The organism is Gemmatimonas phototrophica, from assembly GCF_000695095.2.
In the GTDB taxonomy this organism is placed as follows: domain Bacteria; phylum Gemmatimonadota; class Gemmatimonadetes; order Gemmatimonadales; family Gemmatimonadaceae; genus Gemmatimonas; species Gemmatimonas phototrophica.
In genome coordinates this window covers 1,756,983-1,779,604 of sequence record NZ_CP011454.1, presented here as the reverse complement: position 1 = coordinate 1,779,604, position 22,622 = coordinate 1,756,983, and the positions used below count along the sequence as shown (strand labels likewise).

Sequence of the window (22,622 nt, the reverse complement as noted above, 5' to 3'; positions counted from 1 at the left end):
GATCAGTCGTCGTAGCCGACCACCAGGTTCATCCCCGCCTGCCGGGCGCGCGCCACCGCCGTACCGGCCGCGCTCAGGAGTCCGTCCACGCTGGTGACCGAGTCGCTCACTTCGGCCACGCCAACGGAGAGCGTTCCGCGTACGCCGGAGAAGTCCCCGGAGAACACGTGGCGCGCCATGCGTTCACGAATACGTTCGGCCAGCACGAGACCACCGGAGAGCTCGGTGCTGGGCAACAGCACGCCAAACGCCTCACCGCCAATGCGGCCCACGACGTCGGTGGTGCGGGATTCCTGACGACATACCCACGCAATGGCGCGCAGCCATTCGTTGGCAAAGGGCTCGCCGTGCTGATCCACCAGCTCCCGGAAGTGGTCGGGGTCCACCAGCAGCATCGTGAGCGGCTGTCCGTAACGCCGTGCACGCGCCACTTCGCTTTGCGCCACGTCGAAATACGCCCGGCGCGCGGAGACACCGGTGAGATAGTCGGTCGTACTGGAGGCGTCATCACGCAGCCGCTCTTCGAGCCGACGGCGCTCGGACACATCGTGCGAGACCACCGAAAAGCCCACGGCCTCACCGGCCGCATCGCGCAAAGCCGTCACCACCGTGGTGGCCCAGAACGTCGTGCCGTCCTGCCGCTGACGGTACCCTTCTTCTTCGCACCAGCCGTTGCGTGCCGCGAGCGCCAGCGTGTCCTGCAGGTACGTGGCGCCGCCATGATCGGGGGGGAGCAATTGCGTCATGCTCTGCCCCACAATGGCGGTGCCATTCCACTGGTGCACCCGTTCGGCGGCCGTGCTCCAGCTATCCACCACCCCCTGGGCATCGACCGTGTAGATGGCGTACTCGCGCACGGCCCCTTCCACCGCGTTCAACCGCTGCTCGTAGCGTGACACGAGGCCACGCGCCGAGGCGAGAGAGGAGGCGTCGGTGGCCACGGCAACGATGCGACCGTTGGCCACCTTCACCAGCGAGAGGAACACGCCGCTGTGCTGCCCGGGGGCGAGCAGTTCGAGATTGTCCACGATAATGCCGCGGGGGCCGTCAAATCCGCGCACACGCGCGGGCAGGTCGGGGGCCACGGCACTCAACGTATTGAACAGATCTTCCAACGACCCCGTGCTGGTGAACGGGGTGAGCAGGCGCCGCGCCGCGAGATTCGCGACTTCCACCGCGCCAGACTCGTCCACCTCCACAAGCCCAACCGGCGACAGCAGGAATAGGTCGAGCAGCGCCTCGGGGGTCACGCGTCGGCCTCCGCCGCGGCCGCCTTCTCAGCGGGAACCGGGAGGGCACGGGTACGCACTTCTTCAAGCACCCGCTCGAGGAACGCGTCCTGCGACAAGATATCCTGCTTCTTGCCCCCGCCACGGGCCCGCAGCGCGACCGTCTGCTCTTCCGCCTCACGACGGCCAATCACGCACATGTACGGCACCTTCTCCACTTCCCCTTCCCGCACGCGATAGTTGAGCGTTTCGTTGCGGGCATCGAGGGTGGCGCGAATGCCGTGGGCCTTGAGACGCGTCACCAGCGCTTGCGCGTGCTCGTTGTAGTCGATGGCGATGGGAATGACCCGCACCTGCTCCGGCGCCAGCCACACGGGGAAGGCGCCCCCGAAGTGCTCGATGAGAATGGCGATGAACCGCTCGAACGAACCGCTCACGGCACGGTGAATGACCACCGGGCGGTGCGGGGCGTTGTCTTCTCCCGTATACGACAGATCGAAACGCTCCGGCGCGTTGTAGTCCAGCTGGATGGTGCCCAGCTGCCACGCACGCCCGATGCTGTCCGTCACGTCGAAGTCGATCTTGGGGCCGTAGAACGCGCCGTCCCCTTCCTTCATTTCGTACTCACGTCCCGTGCTTTCAAGGGCTGCACGCAGGGCCCCCTCGGCGCGATCCCACAGCTCGTCGCTGCCAATGCGCTGTTCGGGGCGCGTCGCAAACTTGAGGCGCGCCGTAAGGCCGAACGTATCGTAGTACGAGAGAATGAAGTCCATGAGGAACTTCACCTCGCTTTCAATCTGATCTTCGCGCAGGTAGACGTGACAGTCGTCCTGCGAGAACTGCCGTACGCGCGTGAGCCCGGACAACGCGCCGGACAACTCATTGCGGTGCAGCACGTCGAAGGTGACATAGCGCACCGGCAGTTCACGGTACGAATGTTTTTCGGACGCGTACAACACGTGGTGCGACGGGCAGTTCATGGGCTTGAGCGACATGTCGTGCTCCCCCGTCTCGTTGTCGAGCACGAGGAACATGTTCTCCTTGTACTTGCCCCAGTGCCCCGACTGCTCCCACAACTTCTTGTTGTACAGCAGGGGCGTCTTGATCTCCTGGAACGCTTCCTTCTGCCGCTCGCGCACAAACCCTTCGAGGGTGTTGTACAGCTGCGTCCCCTTGGGCGTCCAGAACGCGGCGCCGGGAGCCTGCGGGAAGATCTGGAACAACCCCAGCGACTTGCCGAGCACGCGGTGATCGCGCTTCTTGGCCTCCTCGAGATTGTGCAGGTGCGTCTCGAGTTCGTCCTTCTTGAAGAAGGCCGTGGCATAAATGCGCTGCAGCATCTGCCGCTTCACATCGCCGCGCCAATAGGCGCCCGCCGTGTGGAGCAGCTTGAAGTGCTTGAGGTGCGAGGTGTCGGGCACGTGGGGGCCGCGGCACAAGTCGATGAACGGCCCGTCCGTGTATGTGGAGATCACTTCGTCGGTGCCTTCAAAGTCCGCCAGCCGCTCAAGCTTGAGGGGGTCATCGGCAAAGCGCACTTTCGCCTCGTCCAGCGACACTTCCTCACGCATGAACGGATACTTCTCGGCCACCACTTTCTTCATTTCGGCTTCGAACGCCGCCAGATCTTCCGGCGTGAACGGCGTTTCGACTTCGAAATCGTAGTAGAAGCCGTCGTCGATGGCCGGCCCAAAGCCAATCTTGGCATCGGGGCGCAGGCGACGTACGGCAGTGGCCAGAATGTGCGCGCCCGAATGGCGCAGTACGGCCAGTGCGCGCGGATCCTTGTCGGTGATGACCACAAAGGCGCCGCTCTTGCGCAGCGGGGTCATGAGGTCCTGGACCTCGCCATCAACGGCCACGGCCACAGAGGCCTGCAGCAGGCGGGCGCCGATGCTGCCCACGACATCGCGGGCGAGGGTGCCCGGGGCAACTTCCCGCGTGGAGCCATCGGGAAGCGTGAGAACGATCAGGGCATCGGAACTTACAGACGGCATACCGGCAATCATCGGGCAGGACAGCAAAAGGATGCGAGCATGATCTGCCCCGATGGATGGACCATCGCGGGACACAAGGACGCACGGCTACGGTCCGTGGCAGTCGACCTCGCTCGACAGGTCCCTCCAAGTTATCCTTGCTAGAGGACTTACGCCAAGACACACGCATCCACCGCGGATGCGGCAGGCACCATGCGAGGCAGGTTTCAGATGGCACGTGGGAGACGGTCCGGGGCCAGCAGATCCGGACAGCTGTTGTTGGTGGCGCTCGGCGCCGTGGCAGGACTGGCGATTGGCATGGCCATCGCCGATCGGGCCGGTGGCATGGACGGGCTGCTGCGCCGCAAGACCAGTCGGCGCCAGCGTCGGCATCGGGAGGATGGCTGGCGGGGCGATGAGCGCCGCTCCCAGACGTTCGACGAGCTGGAAGACGATGACTCCGAGCTCGCCCCCGAGGCCATCTCTCATTTGCACCTTCGGGGCCGGTACCCTGAGCCCTCGTCCCGGTCTTCGCACCCCTCGGAGTCTTACCGGACGCCCCCGCGGCGCCCCGTTGTACCGGCGGCGACCAGCGGCGTTGATCCCGTTGAGCTGGAAGAACGGGTGCTGGAAGTGTTCCGCAATGACCTCCTGCTGGCCGAACGCACCATCGATATTGGCGCCAACGACGAGGGCGTGATCGAGCTGACCGGGTGGGTGGAAGCGGCCTCGGAAGCGGAGTACGCCGTGGTGTTAGCCAAGGGAGTACCGGACGTGGCGGCAGTGGTGAGCTTGCTGGCAGTGAGCGGACAAAAGCTGTAACGGCGTTATGGGTCATGGGTTATCAGGCACCGAGTAACCGCGGTGGCTGTGCCCGCAGTTACTCGGTGCCCCGCCAACCCATAACCCATGACGCTTTTTCTGCAGTTAACGGAGTTGGGGGGATCTCGTTATCTTTTCGGGCTATGACTTGGCCTGATTCCGCTCTCCCGACGACCTACGACGCTGCTGCAACGGAGGCGGCGTGGTACCCCACATGGACTGAACATGGGGTGTTCACCGCCGACCCTGCCCGGGCCGCGTCCCGTGAACCCTTTGTGATCGTCATTCCGCCGCCCAATGTGACGGCGGTGCTGCACATGGGTCACGGGCTCAACAACACCGTGCAGGACGTACTCATTCGCTGGCGCCGTATGGCTGGCGACGAGGCACTCTGGGTGCCGGGCACTGACCACGCCGGCATTGCCACGCAGAATGTGGTGGAGAAGCAGCTCGCCGCCGAAGGGAAGACCCGCTTCGACCTGGGGCGTGAGCCGTTCGTGCAGCGTGTTGCCGAGTTTGTGGACAAGACCGGTGGCGAAATTCTGAATCAGCTCAAGTCCATTGGCGCCAGCGCCGACTGGACGCGGACGGCCTACACCTTCTCCCCCGAGCTGTCCAAGTCGGTGCGGGAAGCATTTGTGCGGCTGCACGAAGATGGGTTGGTGTACAAGGGCCACCGCGTCATTCACTGGTGCCCGCGCTGCGGCACCAGCCTGTCCGACGAAGAAGCGGAGTTCACCGACACCAACGGCAAGCTGTATCTCCTGCGCTACGTGCTGGCCGACGATCCGTCGCAGTCCATCACGGTGGCCACCACGCGTCCGGAAACGATGCTGGGTGACGTGGCCGTCGCTGTAAATCCGGACGATGAGCGCTATCAGCCGCTCATTGGCCGCGACGTGGTGCTGCCTCTGAACGGTGTGCGCATTCCGATCATTGGCGACAGCTATACCGACCCCACCTTCGGTTCCGGCGCGGTGAAGATCACGCCCGCGCACGACGCCAACGACTTTGAGGTGGGCAAGCGGCACAACCTCGCCATGCCCGTCATCATCGATGCCGAAGGCGTGGTGCGCGAAGTGGAAGGCGCCGCTGGCCGCGTGCCGGCCGAGCTGTCGGGGGTCGATCGCTTTGCCGCGCGCAAAGCCATTGTGACCCTGCTGGAAGCGGCAGGCGCCCTGGTGAAGATCGAAAACCACGCGCACAGCGTGCGGCACTGCTACCGCTGTGACACCGTGGTGGAGCCGCGGCTTTCCGACCAGTGGTTCGTGAAGATGCAGCCGCTCGCCGACAAGGCGCTGGCCGCGTTGCGTACGGGTGAGCTGCGCATTCTCCCCGAACGCTGGGAAGCCGTGTATGTGAACTGGCTCGAAGGCATTCGAGACTGGAACATCTCGCGTCAGATCTGGTGGGGCCATCGGGTGCCGGTGTGGTATTGCACGGCCGCGTGCGGCGAAGCGCCCATCGTGTCGCGCACCGATGTAGCCACCTGCCCGGGCTGTCAGGGTACGGTGCGCCAGGATGAGGACGTACTCGACACCTGGTTCTCCAGCTGGCTCTGGCCCTTCAGTACCCTTGGGTGGCCCGAGAAGACGCCGGACCTCAAGGCGTTTTACCCCGGCGATGTACTGGTCACCGCCCCCGAAATTCTGTTCTTCTGGGTGGCCCGCATGGTGATGAGCGGCTGCTGGTTCCTGGACAAGGCGCCGTTCCACACGGTGTACCTGCACGGCACGGTGCGCGACATGCAGCACCGCAAGATGTCCAAGTCGCTCGGTAACGGTATCGACCCGCTGGACGTGGTGAAGTTGTACGGCGCCGATGCGCTGCGGTGGACGATGGTGGCCGGACTGGGGCTTGGCGTGGACATCATGCTCGACCCCAACGACCTCGAAAAGTCGTTCTCCCCCGGGCGCAATTTCTGCACGAAGCTGTGGAACATCGGGCGCTTCCTGTTGTCACGCGTGGGCACCGATCCCGTGGCGCCTGTGGCCTCGCTGGATCGCGCGCAGCTGGCCCCGGCGGATCGCTGGATTCTGGAGCGCCTCGACGTGGCCATTGCCGACTGCGATGCGGCACTGGGGCCGGCGCGCCCGAGTGACCTGGCCACCTGGACTGAGCAGGAGCGCGGTCGCGGGTTGCGACTGTCGGAGTACGCGGAGGCCGCACGGCGGTTCGTCTGGAACGAACTGGCCGACTGGTATCTCGAAAGCATCAAGCCGCGTCTCGCGGCCGAAGGCACCGCCGACCGCGAAGTGGCCCGGGCCGTGCTGGCTCATGCCTTTGACGGTGCGTTGCGATTGCTGCATCCGGTCGTGCCGTTCATCACCGAAGAGCTGTGGCAGAAGCTGCCACAGACTCCACAGGGCGCCTTCATTGCGCAGGCCTCGTGGCCAGTGGCCAGCGGCGAGGCGGCTGGCGCCGGCGCCGGCTTCGAAATGGTGCGCGAATCGGTGGCGGCGATCAGACAGGTCCGTGCGGAGTACAATGTGAATCCGGGCGCGTGGGTGGAGGCCATTCTGGTGGCTTCCGGTGACGCGCAGGGCATGCTGGTGGCGCAGGCCGATACCGTAGGATCGCTTGCGCGCTCGAAAGTGCGCGTGGAGACGACCAACCCCGGCGGCGCGGCGGCGCAGGTGCTGCTCTCGGGCGGCGTCGAACTCGTCGTGCCGCTGGCCGGCATGATCGATCTCGACAAGGAGAAGCAGCGTTTGGATACGGAAATCGCCCAGCTCGACAAGCAGTTGACCGCCCTCGATGCTCGCCTGTCCAACGACGGCTTTATCTCCAAGGCCAAGCCGCAGGTGGTGGAGGCGGAACGCGCCAAGGCCGCCGAATGGCGCGCACGTCTGGAGCAGTTGCGCCAGAAGCGCACCGCGATTGCCGCGTGATCCCACCGTCGTGAGCGCCCCGGATTCGTCACGCCGTCCCATGGCCGCCATGCGCCGCCTCCTGCTCTTCGGGGCGGTGCTGGCGGCGGGGACCGCGTGCGCCAACCAGTCATTGCCTCCGGGCGGTCCCGAAGATTTTGCCCCGCCGCTCGTGGTCAAGATTACGCCGGAGAACAAATCGGTTACGGGCAAACCCGGCGAGGTCACCATCCGGTTTGACGAGGTGATCAGCGAAACACCCAAGGGTGCTCGGGATCTGTCGGAGCTGGTGTTCATCAGCCCCAAAAGCGGTGAGGCCCGGGTGGACTGGGACCGCACCAGCATCCAGATCCGACCGGCCAAGGGGTGGCGCCAGAATACGGTGTACACCGTGCAGATCAAGCCGGGGCTGCAGGACCTCTACAACAATGCGCTCGACACCGCGTTGAGCGTGGTGTTCTCCACGGGGCTCCCTATTCCGGAGACCCGGATCAAGGGGGTGGCCTTTGACTGGACCGAAGGTCGTGGGCTCAAAGGCGCCGTGATTGAAGCGGTGTCGGCCGACACGTCGTTGGTGTATCAGGTCGTGGCCGATTCGGCTGGGCGGTACGATTTGCGCAACATCCCTATTGGCCCGTATCTGCTGCGCGCCTATGGTGATCGCAACAACAACAAGGACCTCGAGCCGCTCGAAATCTGGGACTCGCTCCGGGTCACGCTCACGGGGTACGCGGAGGCGGAGTTCTATACCTTTGCCCGCGACACGGTGGGGTTGCGCATCCAGCAAATCGAACCGCTCGACAGCAACCGCGTGCTGAAAGTGACGTTCGACAAGCCGTATGCGCTGGACCAGTTCTTCGTACCTGACGGGGTGCGGCTCATGCGCGCGCCGGACTCGGTGCGCATGGGGGCCTCGTTGGTGCAAACGGCACCGCAGAAGAAGCAGCTCGATTCCCTGAACGCCAAACGCAAGGCCGATTCGCTGTCGGCGGAAGCGGCCAAGAAGGACACGCTGTCGGCCGAACAGCGCGCCCGCCGCGATTCGCTGGTGCTGGTGCGCCGCGCCGACAGTGTGGCCGCGGCCGATCGGGCCAAGCGGGAAGCCGCGCGTCAGGCGGCGCGCCTGCGTGGCGGCCGAGTGGCTCCGCCGGATACGCTGCCACTTCCCAAGATGAACCGGCCGCAGGTGTACAAGGAAGCGTACATCACGCTCGACAGCGCGCTCACCCCCGGGAAAACGTACCGGTTGCAGATGACCGGCGTGATCAGCCTGAACAGCATCGTGAAAGCGCCCGCCCGCAATTTCACGATTCCCAAACCGAAGGTCGACAGCATCGCCGGCGACAGTACCGCCGCGAAACGTGACCCGGGGAAACGGGACTCGGTAAAGCGTGATACGGTGAACCGTGGCCGCTGAGCCGTCTCGCGGGGCCCTGTTCATCGACCGCGACGGCACCATCATTGCCGACGCGCATTATCTCGCCGACCCGTCGGGCGTGCGACTGCTGCGCGATGCGGTAGCGGCCGTCTCTCTGGCTAATCGCGCGCAGGTCCCGGTCGTCATCGTCACCAATCAGTCAGGCATTGCCCGCGGCTTGATCACCGAAGCGCAGTACCAAGCGGTGCGAGACCGCACGGTGGCGTTGCTGCAGGCCGGGGGGGCCGAGGTCCTGACGACGTATCACTGCCCACACCTGGCCGAGCTGACCGGAGCCTGCAATTGCAGAAAGCCGGCGCTCGGCATGTATGAGCAAGCGTCGCGCGAACACGGGTTCGATCTCGCGCAGAGTGCCTACATTGGCGACCGCTGGCGTGATGCGCAGCCAGCGCTCGCGACCGGTGGGTTGGGCATTCTGGTGCCCGGGGCGGAAACGCCTGCCAGCGACGTGGATACCGCGCATCGCAGCACCGCCCCGAACATCGCGGTGAGCCATACACTGCTGGACGCCGTCATGTTGGCCCTGACCCGCCTTGGGGTGGGTGACCTGCCCGAGCACGACGCTCGGCAGAACCAGTTCTCGAACCACCACTCGAGCCATCGGTCATGACCACCGACCGTGAGACGTCCCCTGCCCCGTTGCCTGTGCCGGTGCGCTCGCGCATTGCCGTGCTGGCCTCTGGTGGCGGGTCCAACCTGCAGACGCTCCTTGATCACTTTGCCGGCCCCGCGTCGCATATGGGCGACATTGTGTGGGTGGGATCGGACAAGCCAACCGCCGGCGCCATGACCCGCGCCCAAGCGGCGGGAGTGGCCACCGGCGTGATTGCGAATCCGGCCGACGGCGGCGCCATCATTGCGCAACTGGATGCTGCGGGCGCCGATCTCCTGGTCTTGGCCGGATATCTCAGGCTCATCCCGGAAGCGGTCGTACGCGCCTTTCAGGGCCGACTGCTGAACATTCATCCGGCACTGCTGCCGGCGTTTGGCGGGCCGGGCATGTACGGCATGCGCATTCATTCGGCGGTCATCGAGCACGGTGCGCTGGTGACCGGCGCAACGGTGCACTTCGTGGATGAGCACTACGATCGTGGGCCCATCATTGCCCAGTGGCCGGTTCCGGTGCTGCCCGGTGATACGCCCGCCATGCTGGCTGCGCGCGTTCTGCGCGTGGAACATCGGCTCTTCCCGCTCTGTGTGGCCGCCGTGGCCAGCGGGGCCATTGTGCTGGGCGACGACGGCCGCGTGCACGGGCACCTCGATGTTCCGGTAGGGTTGGCGGCGCCGGAATGGCGATTTGGCCTGGTGGCTGATGTCGCCAACGATGCGCCACTGTTTGCAACCGATGTGGCCCGTCTGTTTCCGCGGTAATCGCCGTTCGTAGTTGTTAGTGCATTGCGTCATACGCTCCTGCAGCCCCGTGTTCACCGTAGTCTCCAATTGCTGTTCACGCACTCAGCCCTCCACATAGATGCGCGCTCTGCTGTCGGTCTCCGATAAATCCGGCCTCGTCCCGTTTGCTCAGGGACTGGCGGCCAAAGGCGTTGAACTGGTCTCCACCGGTGGTACGGCGCGCACTCTGCGTGAGGCTGGGCTGGCCGTGAAAGACATCAGTGAGATCACCGGCTTTCCGGAAATGCTCGATGGGCGCGTGAAAACGCTGCACCCGGTGGTGCACGGTGGCCTGCTGGCGCGCCGCGATCTGCCGGAGCACATGGAGGCGATCAAGGCGCACAACATCGGCACCATCGATCTCGTGGTGGTGAATCTCTATCCCTTCCGGCAAACGGCGGCCAAGCCGGGGGTGCATCCGGAAGAGGTGATTGAAAACATCGACATTGGCGGCCCGTCCATGCTGCGCTCGGCGGCCAAGAACTTCGAGTCGGTGTGGGTCATTGTTGATCCGAGTGACTACACCACCGTGCTCGACATCGTGAATGCCGGCGGCGATGATCTGGCCTTCCGTCGCCTGCTCGCCGAAAAGGTGTACGCCCACACCAGCGCCTACGACTCGGCCATTGCCACCTGGTTCGCCCAGCAGCGTGGCGAACCGTTTCCCCCCACGTTACCGCTGGCGTTCGAGAAGCAGCAGTCGCTGCGTTACGGTGAAAATCCGCAGCAGCGGGCCGCGTTCTACGTGGAAAAGCCCGGCGCCGGACTGGGCGCGCTGGTGCAGAAGGGAGGCAAGGAGCTCTCCTTCAACAACCTGCTCGACCTTGAAGGCGCGCTGCTGGCCATTGAACCGTTCGGCGCGCAGCCGGCGTGTGCGATTATCAAGCACACCACCCCCTGTGGTCTTGCCACCGGGAGCGATGCGTTGGATGCCTACAAGAAGGCGCTGGCCTGTGACCCGGTGAGCGCCTTTGGCAGCGTCATCGCGTTCTCGGTGCCGGTGGATATTGCGGCGGCCGAAGCGATCTCCAGCCTGTTCGTGGAGTGCATCGTGGCGCCGTCGTTTGCCGAAGAAGCGGTGGAAATTCTGGGGCGCAAGAAGAACCTGCGCGTGCTCGAGGGCAAAGCCAGCTGGCCGGCCCACGGCATGGACTACAAGCGCGTGCGCGGTGGCCTGCTGGTGCAGGATCGGGCGCCGTCGCCCACCGACCCCCAGCAGTGGAACGTCGTGTCGTCACGACAGCCCACGCCGGAAGAGCAGCGCGATCTGCTCTTCGCGTGGAAGAGTGTGGCGAGTGTGAAGAGCAACGCCATCGTGCTGGCGCGCAACGGCGCCACGATCGGTATTGGCGCCGGGCAGATGAGCCGTGTGGATGCCAGCTTCGTAGCGGTGCACAAGGCCACCACGTTGGGGCACGACACCAAGGGGGCGTCGCTGGGGTCGGATGCGTTCTTCCCCTTCCGCGACGGCATTGATCAGGCGGCGGCGGCCGGTGTCACGGCCATTGTGCAGCCAGGCGGTTCTGTGCGCGACGAAGAAGTGATTGCCGCTGCGAACGAGCATGGCATTGCCATGGTGTTCACGGGCGAGCGGTTGTTCCGCCACTAAGCCACTCCGTATCACCCGGCATCACCCACAACTCAAGACTCGGACTCAGAACCCGGAACTGATCAGTTCCGGGTTTAGAGTTTGGGTATCGAGTTGTGAGTATTACCTGCGCTCCAGCCACCCCAGCTTGGTGGCAATTTCGCGCGTGGCCAAATACGAGCCGGCCGCTGAGACCAGCACCATCAGCGGCTGCTCAAAGAGAATGAATTGCACCTTGCTCACGGGCAGCAGTAGAACCAGCCCCGCTATGACATAGACGACGGCCTCGGTGCGCCCCACCCGACGGTATGCCTGGCGAAGGCTCCACGAAAAGAGGCCGATGGCCAAGCCGGCGAGCATGGAAATGACGATCTTCAACCCCAGCATGCAGAACTACCCGGCCAGCGCGGTCAGCGCGTTCACCAGTGCATCGAGTTCCTGCGTGGTGGTGAACAGCTGCGGCGTGATACGCACGCCGGCCACCCCGGCGGTGTTGATCGCCACCGTGAAAATCTTGTAGCGCTCCATGAGCGCCGTGGCGAGATCGCCTGGCTTCATCCCCACGATCCCCACGTTGGCAATGGCGCCGGTGCGGGCGGGATCGCTGGGCGTGAAGAGATTGATCCCCTTCTTGCCGCGTACCTTGGTCGTCCAGTACTGCTGCAACCAGCGTAACCGTTCCTGTTTGCGCTGAATGCCAATGGCCTCGTGAAAGGCAATGGCGTCTTCAATGGCGAGGTCGGTGTGCACCGGGTGCGTGCCGGTGTGATTGAGCTTGCGGATGTCGTTGGCGGCAAAGCCTTCGTCGCCGTACAGCGGCCACAACTTCTCTACCGATCCCGGCTTCACGTACAGAATGCCGGCACCTAGTGGCGTGCCCAGCCATTTGTGCAGGCTGGCGCCGTAGAAATCACAGTCGAGATCGGGAATACGGAAATCGAGCTGCGCAAACGCATGCGCCCCGTCCACCATGACCGGCACCCCGCGCGCGTGTGCCATATCGCAGATCTTGCGCACCGGCAGCACGTGCCCCGTGATGTTGATGAGGTGGCACACCATGAGCAGCTTGGTGCGCGGCGTGATGGCGTTGGCGTACACCTGCACGACCTCGTCGTCGCTCTGCGGGTCTATCGGGACCGTCACGCGTTTGTTCACGATGCCCCAGCGTCGCTCCATAAGCTTGAACTGATCGAGCATGGCGCCATAGTCGTGCACCGCCATCACCGCTTCGTCGCCCGGCTTCCAATCAAAGCCCGAAATCACCGTATCCAGTGACTCGGTGGTATTGCGGGTGATGATCAGCTCCTGCGGCGTACACCCTGCCAGCGCGGCCAGCCGGGCCTGCACGCGGGCCTTGTTGGGTACCTGCACCGTGCGCATGTAGCGCGAACTGAGGGCGTTCACATCCCGGATGTGCTGCACGTACTTCTCCAGCACCGGCTGCGACTGCATGGAATAGTAGCCGTGCTCCAGGTGAATGAACTCGGCGGGCACCTTGTATTGCCCCCGCAGTGCGGTCCAGAAGTCGTCCCGCCGAGCCAGCTCCCCCGGCGTCAGGGTCGCCAGTGCCCGGAGCTGAGCTGGGGGAAGCAGGAGCCCCAGGGTGGCGCCGCCAACGGTGCGGAGAAAGTCGCGCTTGTGCATGGCCGTGCGGGACGGAAGGGGGCAAATGTGACCGAGGCGCCGGTCCCCGGGTTGGGAGTCGGGCCCTGAAGGGGCAATTCCTGTAAAGGTATCGCCCCGGAGGGCTGCCCGGGCGGTTGTGCCCATAGTCGTCCGGGGCGAACTTTGGTGATTGTAGCAGATCCGTTGAATGCCGCTGCCCGGCCCGGGCGTCGGCCGCACACCCTCCGATCAGTCCATGACCGTCGCTGCGACCGCAACTGCGACCTCGACTGGCTACGGCGCGACCCGCGCCGCCGTCGCCGAGCTCGATTACCGCCCGTCTTACCTCGCCGCCGCGATTGCGGGGCTGGTGACCTTCCTGTTGTACCTGGTCACCCTGGCCCCCACCACGTCGATGTGGGACACCAGCGAATACATCGCGGCCGCCTATGTGCTGGGTATTCCGCACCCGCCGGGCAACCCGTTCTTCGTGCTCATCGGGCGCGTGTTCAGTATTCTCCCCATCGCGCCCACGGTGGCCATGCGCATCAATGTGCTGGCCGCGCTGTCGAGTGCGGTGAGTGCCATGTTCTGGTTCCTCGTGACCGAGCGGGTGCTGGTGCAGTGGATGCCGCGCCGCTGGCAGCGCATTGTGGGCGGTTCGCTGGCGGTGCTTATTGGCGCCACCGCGTTCACGGTGTGGAACCAGTCAGTCGTGAACGAAAAGGTGTACACGGTGTCGCTGGTGGGGCTGGCCATCATCTGCTGGCTTACGGTGCGCTGGTGTGACGATCCGGAAGGCCCCACGGCCGACCGTATCATGGTGTTGATCGCGTATTTGCTGGGTCTTGGTTATACCAACCACATGGCCGGCATGCTGGCCGCGCCGGCAGTGGGCATTGCGGTGCTCATTCGTCGCCCGCAAACGCTGCTGCGCTGGAAGCTGCTGGTGGCCTGTGCCGCCGCGCTGGTGTTTGGCCTTACGCCCTTTGCCACGCAGCCCATTCGCGCCGGACACTTCCCCGCGATCAACGAAGGGGAACCCACCGGCTGCGTCACCGAGCTCAAGGCCGATTGTACGTTCAGCGCGCTCACGTACGATCGCTTCATGTACAACTTCAATCGCGGGCAGTACGGCAAGCCGGAGCTGGGCGAGCGGCAGGCGCCGTTCACGGCGCAGCTCGGGATGTACTGGCTGTACTTCAAGTGGCAGTGGCTGCGCGACGCCTACAATGAGAACCCGGGGCTGCAGAACGGGCTCGCGGTGTTCTACTTCATTCTGGTCATTCTTGGCGGGTGGATGCACTTCAAGAAGGACCGACGAAGTTTCTGGTTCTTTGGTCCGCTGGTCGGCACCATGACGTTGGGGCTCATTTTCTACCTCAACTTCAAGTACGGTCACTCGCAGGCGCTCGATCTGGGCGACTCGGTACCGCGCGAAGTGCGCGACCGTGACTACTTCTATCTCTGGAGCTTCTCGGCGCTTTCCGTGTGGGCCGCGCTGGGGCTGTTCTATCTGTGGGAGACGGTGGCCACGCTCTTTGGCGCCGACGAAGTGAAGCTGGGCAAGGAAACCGTGGTGGAGCCGCGCACGCGCAGCTTCATCATGGCGTCACCGCTGCTGGCCGTGGCGTTCATCCCGCTCTTCGGCAACTGGACGCAGGCGTCACGCGCCGGCCAGACCGACACCACCGACTTTGCCCGCGACCTGCTGAACAGCGTGGAGCCGTACGGCATCCTGGTTACGGTGGGTGACAACGACACCTTCCCGCTGTGGTACGCGCAGGAAGTGGAAGGCATCCGCAAGGACGTCATCATTGCCAACACGTCGCTGCTCAACACCGACTGGTACGTGCGTCAGTTGCTGCGCCGACCGGTGTACGAGTACGACGCGGAAAAGGGACCGGCCATCTACAAGGGTGGTAACTGGAAGAAGCCCTCGGGCCCGCCGGTCAAGATGACCTTCGACGAAGCCGACGCACTGCCGCTCGCCATTGCGACGCCGGAGAACGCGGCGTTCCAGAAGGGCGACATTGTGGCGCAGCCGCGGCTGCCGCAGATCATGAAGGCCGATCAGATGATCTACTTCATGATTCGCGACGCCTTCCCCGACCGCGCCATGTATTTCAGCCGCACGGCGGGTGGCTACCCGTACGAGCTGGGTCTCGAGCGGTACGTGGTAACGCACGGCATGGCCAAGAAGCTGCTGCCGCAGCAGGTCGTACCGGGTGGCAACATCGTGCTCATTCCGGGCGAAGGCGCGGTGGATGTGGAGCGGTCGTACGCGCTGTGGAACGATGTGTTCACGGCCACCAAGTCACTGGCCGCCCGCAACGGCTGGGTGGACGATGCCTCGGTGGGCATCCCCGACCTGTACGTGATCAGTGGGGTCACGCTGGCCGAAGCACTGGCGCAGAGTGGCCAGGTAGACAAGTCGCGTGCCGTGTACGAGCAGGCGAAGGGCATTGCCACCGCCATGCGCCGGGCGCAGGTGTTTGGCTTTGACCGTCAGCCGCAGCTGCCCATTGCGCCGGGTGCCGACACCGCCGCGCAGCAGCTGTTGCTGCCGCCTGACACTTCCAAGTAATAAGGAGCCGCTGTGCGTCGAGTTTCCCGTTCGTTGCTCACCGGTTTCGCCCTCACACTCCCCTGCACGCTCGCCGCGCAGGGCTTTCGTGGCGGCACCACCATCAAGGCCGGTGAAGAGTGCCCCGCCGGCACCACCGAAGTGCGTCCACGCACCTGCCTGGCCCCCGAAGGCAAAGTGCCGAGCATCGTGGACTACCGCCCCAAGAGCACGCTCAAGGTGCCGTCCACCATGCGCATGAAGGCCAAGTTCCCGGTGGTGGATTTCCACGGGCATCCGGGCGGCGCGCAGATTGGCAGCGTGGAGGCGCTGGAGCGCTTCGGCCCCACGCTCGATTCCATCAACGTGCGCCTCATGGTGGTGGCCGGCAACGTGTCGGGCGATCGACTCACGCAGGGAATCGCGCTGGTCAATCAGTCGAAGACCATGAAGGACCGCGTACGCTTCCTCACCGGCATCAGCTTCAATGGTGTGGGGACGCCGGGGTGGGCACAGAAGGCCATTGCGCAGCTCGAAGCCGACGCCAAGGCGGGCGCGGTGGGCATTGGCGAAGTGGGCAAGGGTTTCGGCTTGTCCGCCAAAAAGGCCGACGGATCACGCCTCAAGCTCAACGACCCCGAGCTCGCCCCGGTGTTTGAAGCGGCGGGTCGCCTCAAGCTCGCGGTGTTCATTCACACCGCCGACCCGCAGGAGTTCTTCCGCGAGGTGGACTACACCAACGAGCGGTGGCTCGAGCAGTCGCTCTTTCCGGAGCGTCGGTATCCGCAGGACCGCTATCCGAGCTTTGATCAGCTCATGGCCGAGCGGGACAGCCTCTTCCGTCGGCACCCCAAGACCACGTTCGTGGCGGCGCATTTGGGGTGGCACGCCAACGATCTCGGTCGCCTTGGCAAGATGTTCGACGCCATGCCCAACGTGCTCGGCGAAATGGGGGCGGTGCTCTACGACATTGGCCGTCAGCCGCGCGCGGCGCACGACTTTTTCGTGAAGTACCAGGACCGCATTCTCTTCGGCAAGGACAGTTTCCAGCCGGAAGAGTATCCGTACTACTGGCGCGTGCTCGAAACGCGTGACGACTACTTCGATTACTACCGCGACTATCACGCCTTCTGGAAGCTGTACGGCATTGACCTGCCGGATGCCGTGCTGAAGAAGGTGTACTACCAGAATGCGCTGCGCATCATGCCAGCGCTCGGAGCGGCGGCGATGGGGTTTCCGAAGTAACCACGAAGTGCTGCGGGTGTGACTCGTGAGCAGAGCGGGCTCCACCCCAAAAACGAACGGCGCGCATCCAGTCGGGATGCGCGCCGTTTTTCAATCACACCATCGTGATCAGTCGCGCGTGATCAGTCGCGCCGCCCCTGCAACCGCGAGAGCAACCGCAGCAACTCGAGATACAACCAGATGAGCGTGACCATGAGACCAAAGGCGGCAAACCATTCCATGGCCTTGGGGGCGCCCATGCGCGCGCCTTCTTCAATGCGATCGAAGTCGAGCACCAGGTTGAGCGCCGCCACACCGGCAATGGCCACGTTGATGCCAATGGCGAGCCAGCCTGACGACGTGAAGTAGCCGATCTGCACGCCGAAGAGCGACAGCACCATGGAGCCCAGGTAGAAGAGCGCGATACCCATGGTGGCGCCCAGCATCATGCGCTTGAAGCCGGCGCTCGCCTGCAGCACACGGAAGCGATACAGCGTGAGCACACCCAGCGTGACGCCAAAGGTGAGCAGCACGGCCTGCTGCGGCAGCCCATTGAAGCGCGCGTTGTACAGCGCCGAGATGGCGCCCAATAGAATGCCTTCCAGCGACGCGTAGATGGGAGCCGTCCACGGTGCCCACTGCGGACGGAAGCTGGTGATCATGGCAAAGACAAAACCACCCAGGCCACCCACCAGCATGGCCGGCATCACGAGATCGGTGCGACCGGCGGCCACTTGCTGCCAGGTCATGGCGGCAGAAAAGACCACCAGTGCCAGCAGGAGTGACGCCTTGCCGGCGGTGCCGGCCACCGTCATGGCCCCCGGGCTGGTAAGGCCAAAGGTGGAACGCGCCGTGTCGGCGAACTTGGACAGAACGGGATTGTTTGTGCGCATATGCTCAAGTCGGTTGAGGAAACCCTACGTCTTCATTCTACACCAAGAACCCGGGAAACGATCGGGTCCAGCCCGCCGCGCAGGGGGTCGCACACCGGCACCCCGAGTTCGCGACTCACCACGTCCCGGTACTCGTCCCACTCGGTGTCGCTGAGCGACGAGGAGTTGATGGACACGCCGGCCAGCCGCACCGCCCGATTGGTAATGCGGGCCGCCTGCAGGTAGTGCTTGGCCGCTTCCCCCAGCGGGGGGATGGGGAAGTCGGGGCGGTACTCGATGGTTTTGCGGCTGGGATCGTGACAGAGCACAATCCAGTCGGGTTGCGACCCGTGCAGCAACCCCAGCGTCACCCCGGCGTAGGCGGGGTGAAAGAGCGCTCCCTGCCCCTCAATGACATCGTAGTGATCGGGGTCGTTGTCGGGCGACAGCGTTTCGGCGGCGCCGGCAATGAAGTCGGCCACCACGGCATCAATGGCCACGCCGCTGCCGGCAATCATGATGCCGGTTTGTCCGGTCGCCCGGAACGTGGCCTTCTGCCCCCGCGCGTGCAACGCATTGGTGAGCGCCAGCGCCGAATACTTTTTACCCAGTGCGCAGTCGGTGCCCACCGTGGCAATGCGCATCCCTGTCCGTTTGGCGCCGGTGCCGGCAGGAAAGGTCTGGTCGCTGTGCCGCACATCCACCAGGCGCACGCCACGCGCCGCCGCGGCCTGCACCAGCGCCGGAAAGCTGGTGAGCCGGGTGTGCATGCCACTTACGATATCGAGACCACTCTCAATGGCCGCCAATAGGTCAGGCACCCAGGCGTCGGGGAGCTTCCCCCCTACCGACGCGATGCCAATGACCAGACTGCCCGCCCCTTGCGCCGCGGCATCCGCTGGCGACAGTCGCGGGACGCCCACACTGACCGTGGCCGCCGGGAGACTCCATTCACCCACGACATCGGTGCGGCACCAATCACGAAGGCCGCACGCCGTCTTGGCGTCGGTGGGATACTGGGCGTCGCCCAGATACAACAAATAGGGTTTGCGAAGCTCTGGCATGTGACAAAAATGACTTGGGGGGCGCCGCGCCGTTACCCCTGGGCCACGGCTCGCACGAAGCTCGCGACCTGCTCCGGGACGGTGAGCGGCAACATATGCCCTGCCCCGTCCACGTATTCCAGGCGCACCTGCGGGAGGAGGGCCCGGAAGGCGTCGCCATGCAGCGCCGGGTCGAGGATACGATCGTGCGTGCCGTACAGCACCGACACCGGCACACGCATTGCCCCATAGGCCTGCATGAGCGCCGGCATGTCCCCGGGCACCGCCATGAAATCCGTGGAGGTAGAGACAAACGCCTTCGGACGCATGGCGAGTACACCGCCGCCACCAATTGCAAAGTCGCGGGGGACCGGCTCGGGACCGAAGATCGCGGTGAGGGTGACCTCCCGGCGTGCAATCGACAGCGGGAGCGCGAGGGTCCAGCCAATCATGGTGCGCAGCAGTGGACTGGCCACCGCCAATCCCTTGAACACCGCCGGGGGCTCCGAGGGGAGCATGGTGAGCGGCGCGACGAGGGCCAGGGCGCGTACCAGGGACGGCTCTGCGATGGCCGTCGCCAGAGATACGGCCCCTCCCAACGAATGCCCAACAAGCACCGGTCGATCGAGTCCCAGGGCGCGAATGAAGGCCGCGACCGTTTGCGCCTGCGCTATGGGTCCGGCAGCGGCCCCGGGCGCGCGGGAGGAATAGCCGGAGCCCGGACGCTCCATGACAATGACCCGATACTCGCGGGCGAGCCGCTCAACGAGCGAGTGGGTGAAGTGCCCGGCGTTTCCCCCCAAGCCATGGACCAATAACAGCGTAAGTGGTCCGTTGCCATCCTCCACGTAGTGAATACGCGCGCCGTCTACCTCTACAAAGTTTCCTGTGGGTGGGAGCGCACGCTCCACGCGTCGGGAAGTGGAGGCGGCAAACAGCACCAATGCCAACCCGACCACCAACGCCGAGACAAGCACCGTGACCAGCACCGTCGTCACGTTCACTTGGGCAGTCCTTTCGCCATGAGGGACCAGTACGAGACCGGCGCCACGCGCGACAGCAGCGAGAGGCCGACCGCATCACTCCCTACCAGCACCCGCTTCCGGCGCCGTTCAATCGCCTGCACAATGATTTCACCGGCCTGCTCCGGCGGCATTCGCAGAAATTTGCGAAACGCCTCACGTCGGCGCTGCACCTCTGCCGCCTCAGCGCCCTGCGGTGCCCGCGCACTGTCGGAAATGTTCGTGCGGATCCCACCGGGGTGCACGACGGTCACGCCCACGGAACTCCCCTCCAGCTCGTGGCGAAGCGCTTCCGAAAATCCGCGCACGGCAAACTTGCTCGCCGCATATGCCACCTGTTCGGCCGGTGCCACAATGCCGAAGATGCTGGAGATATTCACGAGCTGCGCCTCCGGACGGGCCCGCAGCAATGGCAGAAAGGCACGGGTCATGCGCACCACCCCGTGGAAGTTGATGCCAAAGAGCCAGTCAAAGTCTTCCTCGGACACCATTTCGAAGGTGCCACCAAGCGCGACCCCCGCGTTGTTGATCAGCACATCGGCCCCGCCGTGGGCATCAACCACGGCCACTGGAAACGCCGCCACTACGTCGCGGTTTGCGACGTCAAAGACATGCTGCGATATGCGCACTCCGGTAGGCAGCAGCGCCACCGTCTCCGCCAGCGTGTGTGCGTTCACATCGACCAGCGCCAAATGGCAGCCACGCTGCGCCAGCGACTGTGCCAACGCGCGTCCAATCCCGCTGCCGGCACCGGTAATGACCGCTGTCCGGTCGCGAAGCGACAGACGATTACGCATGCCCCGCCCTCTGGATCTCCGGAGCGGCGTTCACGGCGGACGAGGCCTGTGCGCGGAACTCAAGCGCCGGATCGTTCACGCGTCCGTAGCGGAGCGACAGCAGATCCTTCACGTAGTTCTGATACAACCGCCACGGTGCCCGTGTACCCTGCCGAGGCAACTGCGACGCAGCGCGCTGTACATACCCGGAGGTGAAATCAAACACAGGCGTTTCCTCCATTCCCGGCTCTCGGCGAGGCGTGACCTGGCGATAGCGATGCGCCTGCATGTAGTTGAGCAGGCGACAGACATGCTGTGCAATGAGGTCACTCTTGAGCGTCCACGAGGCGTTGGTGTACCCCACTGACGCCGCGATGTTGGGTACGTCGCTCAGCATCATGCCTTTGTAGAGCAACGTGCGGCCGAAATCGACGGGCGTTCCGTCTACCACCAGCGACACGCCCGAGAGAATCGCCATGCGCAGCCCCGTTGCCGTGACAATGATGTCGGCATCCACGCGCGCGCCCGATTCCAGCACAATCCCCGTGGCATCAAACCGGGCAATCGTGTCCGTTACAACCGACGCGCGTCCTTCGCGGATCACCTGAAACAGATCGCCATCTGGGACCATGCAGAGGCGCTCGTCCCATGGCTGGTAGCGCGGTGAAAAGTGGGTATCCACCGGATAGTCCTTCCCCAACTGCTTGCGTGCTTCCGTCCGCAGGCCCCGTTTGAAAAGCTCCGGTTGCGAGCGCGCCAGACGGTAGTAGAACATGCTGCGGGCAACGTTCTTCCAGCGTGTCAACGCATACGCCACACGCGAGGGGAAGACACGTCGCAGGGCCGTGGCCATCGCGTCTTCCGACGGCAACGTGGCGATGTAGGTGGGAGAGCGTTGCAACATGGTGACGTGGGCAGCAGCGCGCGGCCCCATGGCCATGGCCGGTACCAGCGTGACCGCCGTGGCGCCGCTGCCAATGACCACCACGCGCTTGCCGGCATAGTCCAACCCGTCTGGCCAGTGCTGCGGGTGCACCACGGTGCCTGTGAACTCCGCCATACCCGGCCACTGTGGCGTATAGCCCAGCGCGTAGTCGTAGTAGCCGGCGCAGCTGAATACGAAACGCGCCTGCAGCTGCTCCAGGTGCCGATCAGCACCCACTTCCAAGGTCACTGTCCACAGAGCCGACGACGACGACCACTCCGCGCGCACCAGCCGGTGCTGAAAACGAATGCGACGATCAACTCCCGATTCACGCGCGGTGTCTTCGATGTACGCCTTGATGGACGGGCCGTCGGCGATGGCCTTCGCGTGCCGCCAGGGGCGGAAGCGATAGCCGAGGGTGTACATGTCGGAATCGGAGCGAATGCCTGGATAGCGGAACAGGTCCCAGGTGCCGCCCATCCGTTCGCGTCCCTCGACAATGGCGTATGACAACGCCGGGCATTCCATTTGGAGATGCCAGGCGGCGCTGATACCGGAAAGGCCTGCGCCAATAATGAGAACGTCGAGCTGCTCCACGGGGGCTCCGGACCGCGGGATGATGACTGATATCGCGGGATTATGCTCGTGGTAAGGTAGCCCCCGAGGATCCCGACCGGTGGCGAGCGCAGGGAATTAAGCCCGGCGTCCCTTCTGCCGACACTTCTCTGCAAACCCTTTCCGCGGAGAACGGAATCATGCAGCGTGCCCGTCAGGCACTTGGAGCAGTCAAGAAGGATCCCGCAGCACTTGCGGAGTTTTACGAAGCGGTGTGCCGCGACATTGTGGAGAATGTGGGCGCTACCCGCGCCAGCGTCTGGACGTTTTCGTCGTTGAAGGATGCCATTACCAGCGACTGTCTGTTTGACTCGCGGGACGGCTCGGTCTCTCGCGGCGTGACGCTCAAGGAGGAGGATTTTGGCGACTACTTCGCGGCCATTCGTCATGATCTCAAGATCGTGGCCCCGGACGCGCTGACGCACCCCGCCACCTCCTGCTTCGACGAGATCTATTTCACCCCGCTGGATATCCGCTCCCTGCTGGACCATGTGGTGCTGGTGCGTGACGAGCCCACCATGGTGCTCTGCTGCGAACACTGCGGCGAGCAGAAGGCGTGGACCGATGAACACATGGCGTACTTGCACCAGATGGCGTCGGTGCTTGGTATGGCCCTGAAGGCGAGCCAGAAAGTCGCGGCGTGACGCCGGGCCGTCCCC

18 protein-coding genes are annotated in these 22,622 nt (G+C 64.5%); 9 read left to right on the top strand and 9 right to left on the bottom strand.

Features of this window, described 5'->3' with window-relative positions:
- Positions 1 to 2: 2 nt before the first annotated feature.
- Both GEMMAAP_RS07385 and thrS read right to left on the bottom strand, forming a co-directional pair.
- A complete protein-coding gene (locus tag GEMMAAP_RS07385; RefSeq protein ID WP_026850452.1) occupies positions 3 to 1,250 on the bottom strand; it encodes a sensor domain-containing diguanylate cyclase in 1,248 nt (415 codons plus the stop codon).
- Positions 1,247 to 3,226, bottom strand: a complete 1,980-nt coding sequence (gene thrS / locus GEMMAAP_RS07380) for a threonine--tRNA ligase (RefSeq protein WP_026850451.1) — start codon at positions 3,224 to 3,226, stop codon at positions 1,247 to 1,249. The genes GEMMAAP_RS07385 and thrS overlap by 4 nt, the downstream gene beginning before the upstream one ends.
- Before the next feature lie 261 nt (positions 3,227 to 3,487).
- On the opposite strand from thrS, the gene GEMMAAP_RS07375 reads away from it, so the two are divergent.
- From GEMMAAP_RS07375 to purH, 6 genes are all read left to right on the top strand, one after another.
- Positions 3,488 to 4,027, top strand: a complete 540-nt coding sequence (locus GEMMAAP_RS07375; RefSeq protein WP_158514767.1) for a BON domain-containing protein — start codon at positions 3,488 to 3,490, stop codon at positions 4,025 to 4,027.
- 143 nt (positions 4,028 to 4,170) lie between these two features.
- Positions 4,171 to 6,918, top strand: coding sequence for a valine--tRNA ligase (locus GEMMAAP_RS07370; RefSeq protein ID WP_026850449.1), 2,748 nt, complete (start codon positions 4,171 to 4,173; stop codon positions 6,916 to 6,918).
- Between the two features lie 10 nt (positions 6,919 to 6,928).
- Complete coding sequence (locus tag GEMMAAP_RS07365) at positions 6,929 to 8,314, top strand: Ig-like domain-containing protein (protein ID WP_145979044.1); 1,386 nt, start codon at positions 6,929 to 6,931, stop codon at positions 8,312 to 8,314.
- The gene (locus tag GEMMAAP_RS07360) at positions 8,304 to 8,945 is read left to right on the top strand and encodes a D-glycero-alpha-D-manno-heptose-1,7-bisphosphate 7-phosphatase (protein WP_053334379.1); all 642 of its coding nucleotides are present in this window, start codon (positions 8,304 to 8,306) and stop codon (positions 8,943 to 8,945) included. The genes GEMMAAP_RS07365 and GEMMAAP_RS07360 overlap by 11 nt, the downstream gene beginning before the upstream one ends.
- Positions 8,942 to 9,706: a phosphoribosylglycinamide formyltransferase gene (gene purN / locus GEMMAAP_RS07355; protein ID WP_053334378.1), complete on the top strand. Its 765-nt coding sequence runs from the start codon at positions 8,942 to 8,944 to the stop codon at positions 9,704 to 9,706. Before GEMMAAP_RS07360 ends, purN begins: the two co-directional genes overlap by 4 nt.
- 100 nt (positions 9,707 to 9,806) lie before the next feature.
- On the top strand, positions 9,807 to 11,336 hold the full coding sequence (gene purH / locus GEMMAAP_RS07350; RefSeq protein WP_026850446.1) for a bifunctional phosphoribosylaminoimidazolecarboxamide formyltransferase/IMP cyclohydrolase: 1,530 nt from the start codon (positions 9,807 to 9,809) through the stop codon (positions 11,334 to 11,336).
- A gap of 102 nt (positions 11,337 to 11,438) precedes the next feature.
- Here purH and GEMMAAP_RS07345 read toward each other — a convergent pair whose 3' ends face one another.
- Entirely contained in the window at positions 11,439 to 11,702 is a 264-nt protein-coding gene (locus tag GEMMAAP_RS07345) for a hypothetical protein (protein WP_053334377.1), read from the bottom strand.
- A gap of 6 nt (positions 11,703 to 11,708) precedes the next feature.
- The gene (locus tag GEMMAAP_RS07340) at positions 11,709 to 12,959 is read right to left on the bottom strand and encodes an aminotransferase class V-fold PLP-dependent enzyme (protein WP_026850445.1); all 1,251 of its coding nucleotides are present in this window, start codon (positions 12,957 to 12,959) and stop codon (positions 11,709 to 11,711) included.
- A gap of 217 nt (positions 12,960 to 13,176) precedes the next feature.
- Between GEMMAAP_RS07340 and GEMMAAP_RS07335 the strand changes: the two genes are divergently transcribed.
- Both GEMMAAP_RS07335 and GEMMAAP_RS07330 read left to right on the top strand, forming a co-directional pair.
- A complete protein-coding gene (locus GEMMAAP_RS07335; protein WP_158514766.1) occupies positions 13,177 to 15,507 on the top strand; it encodes a glycosyltransferase family 117 protein in 2,331 nt (776 codons plus the stop codon).
- Between the two features lie 12 nt (positions 15,508 to 15,519).
- The gene (locus GEMMAAP_RS07330; RefSeq protein ID WP_145979043.1) at positions 15,520 to 16,731 is read left to right on the top strand and encodes an amidohydrolase family protein; all 1,212 of its coding nucleotides are present in this window, start codon (positions 15,520 to 15,522) and stop codon (positions 16,729 to 16,731) included.
- 122 nt (positions 16,732 to 16,853) lie between these two features.
- On the opposite strand, the gene GEMMAAP_RS07325 is transcribed toward GEMMAAP_RS07330, so the two are convergent.
- Genes GEMMAAP_RS07325 through GEMMAAP_RS07305 form a run of 5 tightly spaced genes read right to left on the bottom strand, consistent with a single transcriptional unit; the run spans position 16,854 to position 21,945 of the window.
- Positions 16,854 to 17,603: a Bax inhibitor-1/YccA family protein gene (locus tag GEMMAAP_RS07325; protein WP_026850443.1), complete on the bottom strand. Its 750-nt coding sequence runs from the start codon at positions 17,601 to 17,603 to the stop codon at positions 16,854 to 16,856.
- A 32-nt stretch (positions 17,604 to 17,635) separates the two neighbouring features.
- Positions 17,636 to 18,646 (bottom strand): N-acetyltransferase DgcN family protein, encoded by a 1,011-nt coding sequence (locus tag GEMMAAP_RS07320; RefSeq protein WP_026850442.1) that lies wholly within the window; start codon positions 18,644 to 18,646, stop codon positions 17,636 to 17,638.
- A 32-nt stretch (positions 18,647 to 18,678) separates the two neighbouring features.
- Positions 18,679 to 19,629, bottom strand: coding sequence for an alpha/beta fold hydrolase (locus GEMMAAP_RS07315; protein ID WP_043581358.1), 951 nt, complete (start codon positions 19,627 to 19,629; stop codon positions 18,679 to 18,681).
- Positions 19,626 to 20,444: an SDR family NAD(P)-dependent oxidoreductase gene (locus GEMMAAP_RS07310; RefSeq protein ID WP_026850440.1), complete on the bottom strand. Its 819-nt coding sequence runs from the start codon at positions 20,442 to 20,444 to the stop codon at positions 19,626 to 19,628. The genes GEMMAAP_RS07315 and GEMMAAP_RS07310 overlap by 4 nt, the downstream gene beginning before the upstream one ends.
- A complete protein-coding gene (locus tag GEMMAAP_RS07305; RefSeq protein WP_053334375.1) occupies positions 20,437 to 21,945 on the bottom strand; it encodes a flavin-containing monooxygenase in 1,509 nt (502 codons plus the stop codon). The genes GEMMAAP_RS07310 and GEMMAAP_RS07305 overlap by 8 nt, the downstream gene beginning before the upstream one ends.
- A gap of 158 nt (positions 21,946 to 22,103) precedes the next feature.
- Here GEMMAAP_RS07305 and GEMMAAP_RS07300 point away from each other — a divergent pair, with 158 nt between their 5' ends.
- Entirely contained in the window at positions 22,104 to 22,607 is a 504-nt protein-coding gene (locus GEMMAAP_RS07300) for a GAF domain-containing protein (RefSeq protein WP_026850438.1), read from the top strand.
- Positions 22,608 to 22,622: the final 15 nt, after the last annotated feature.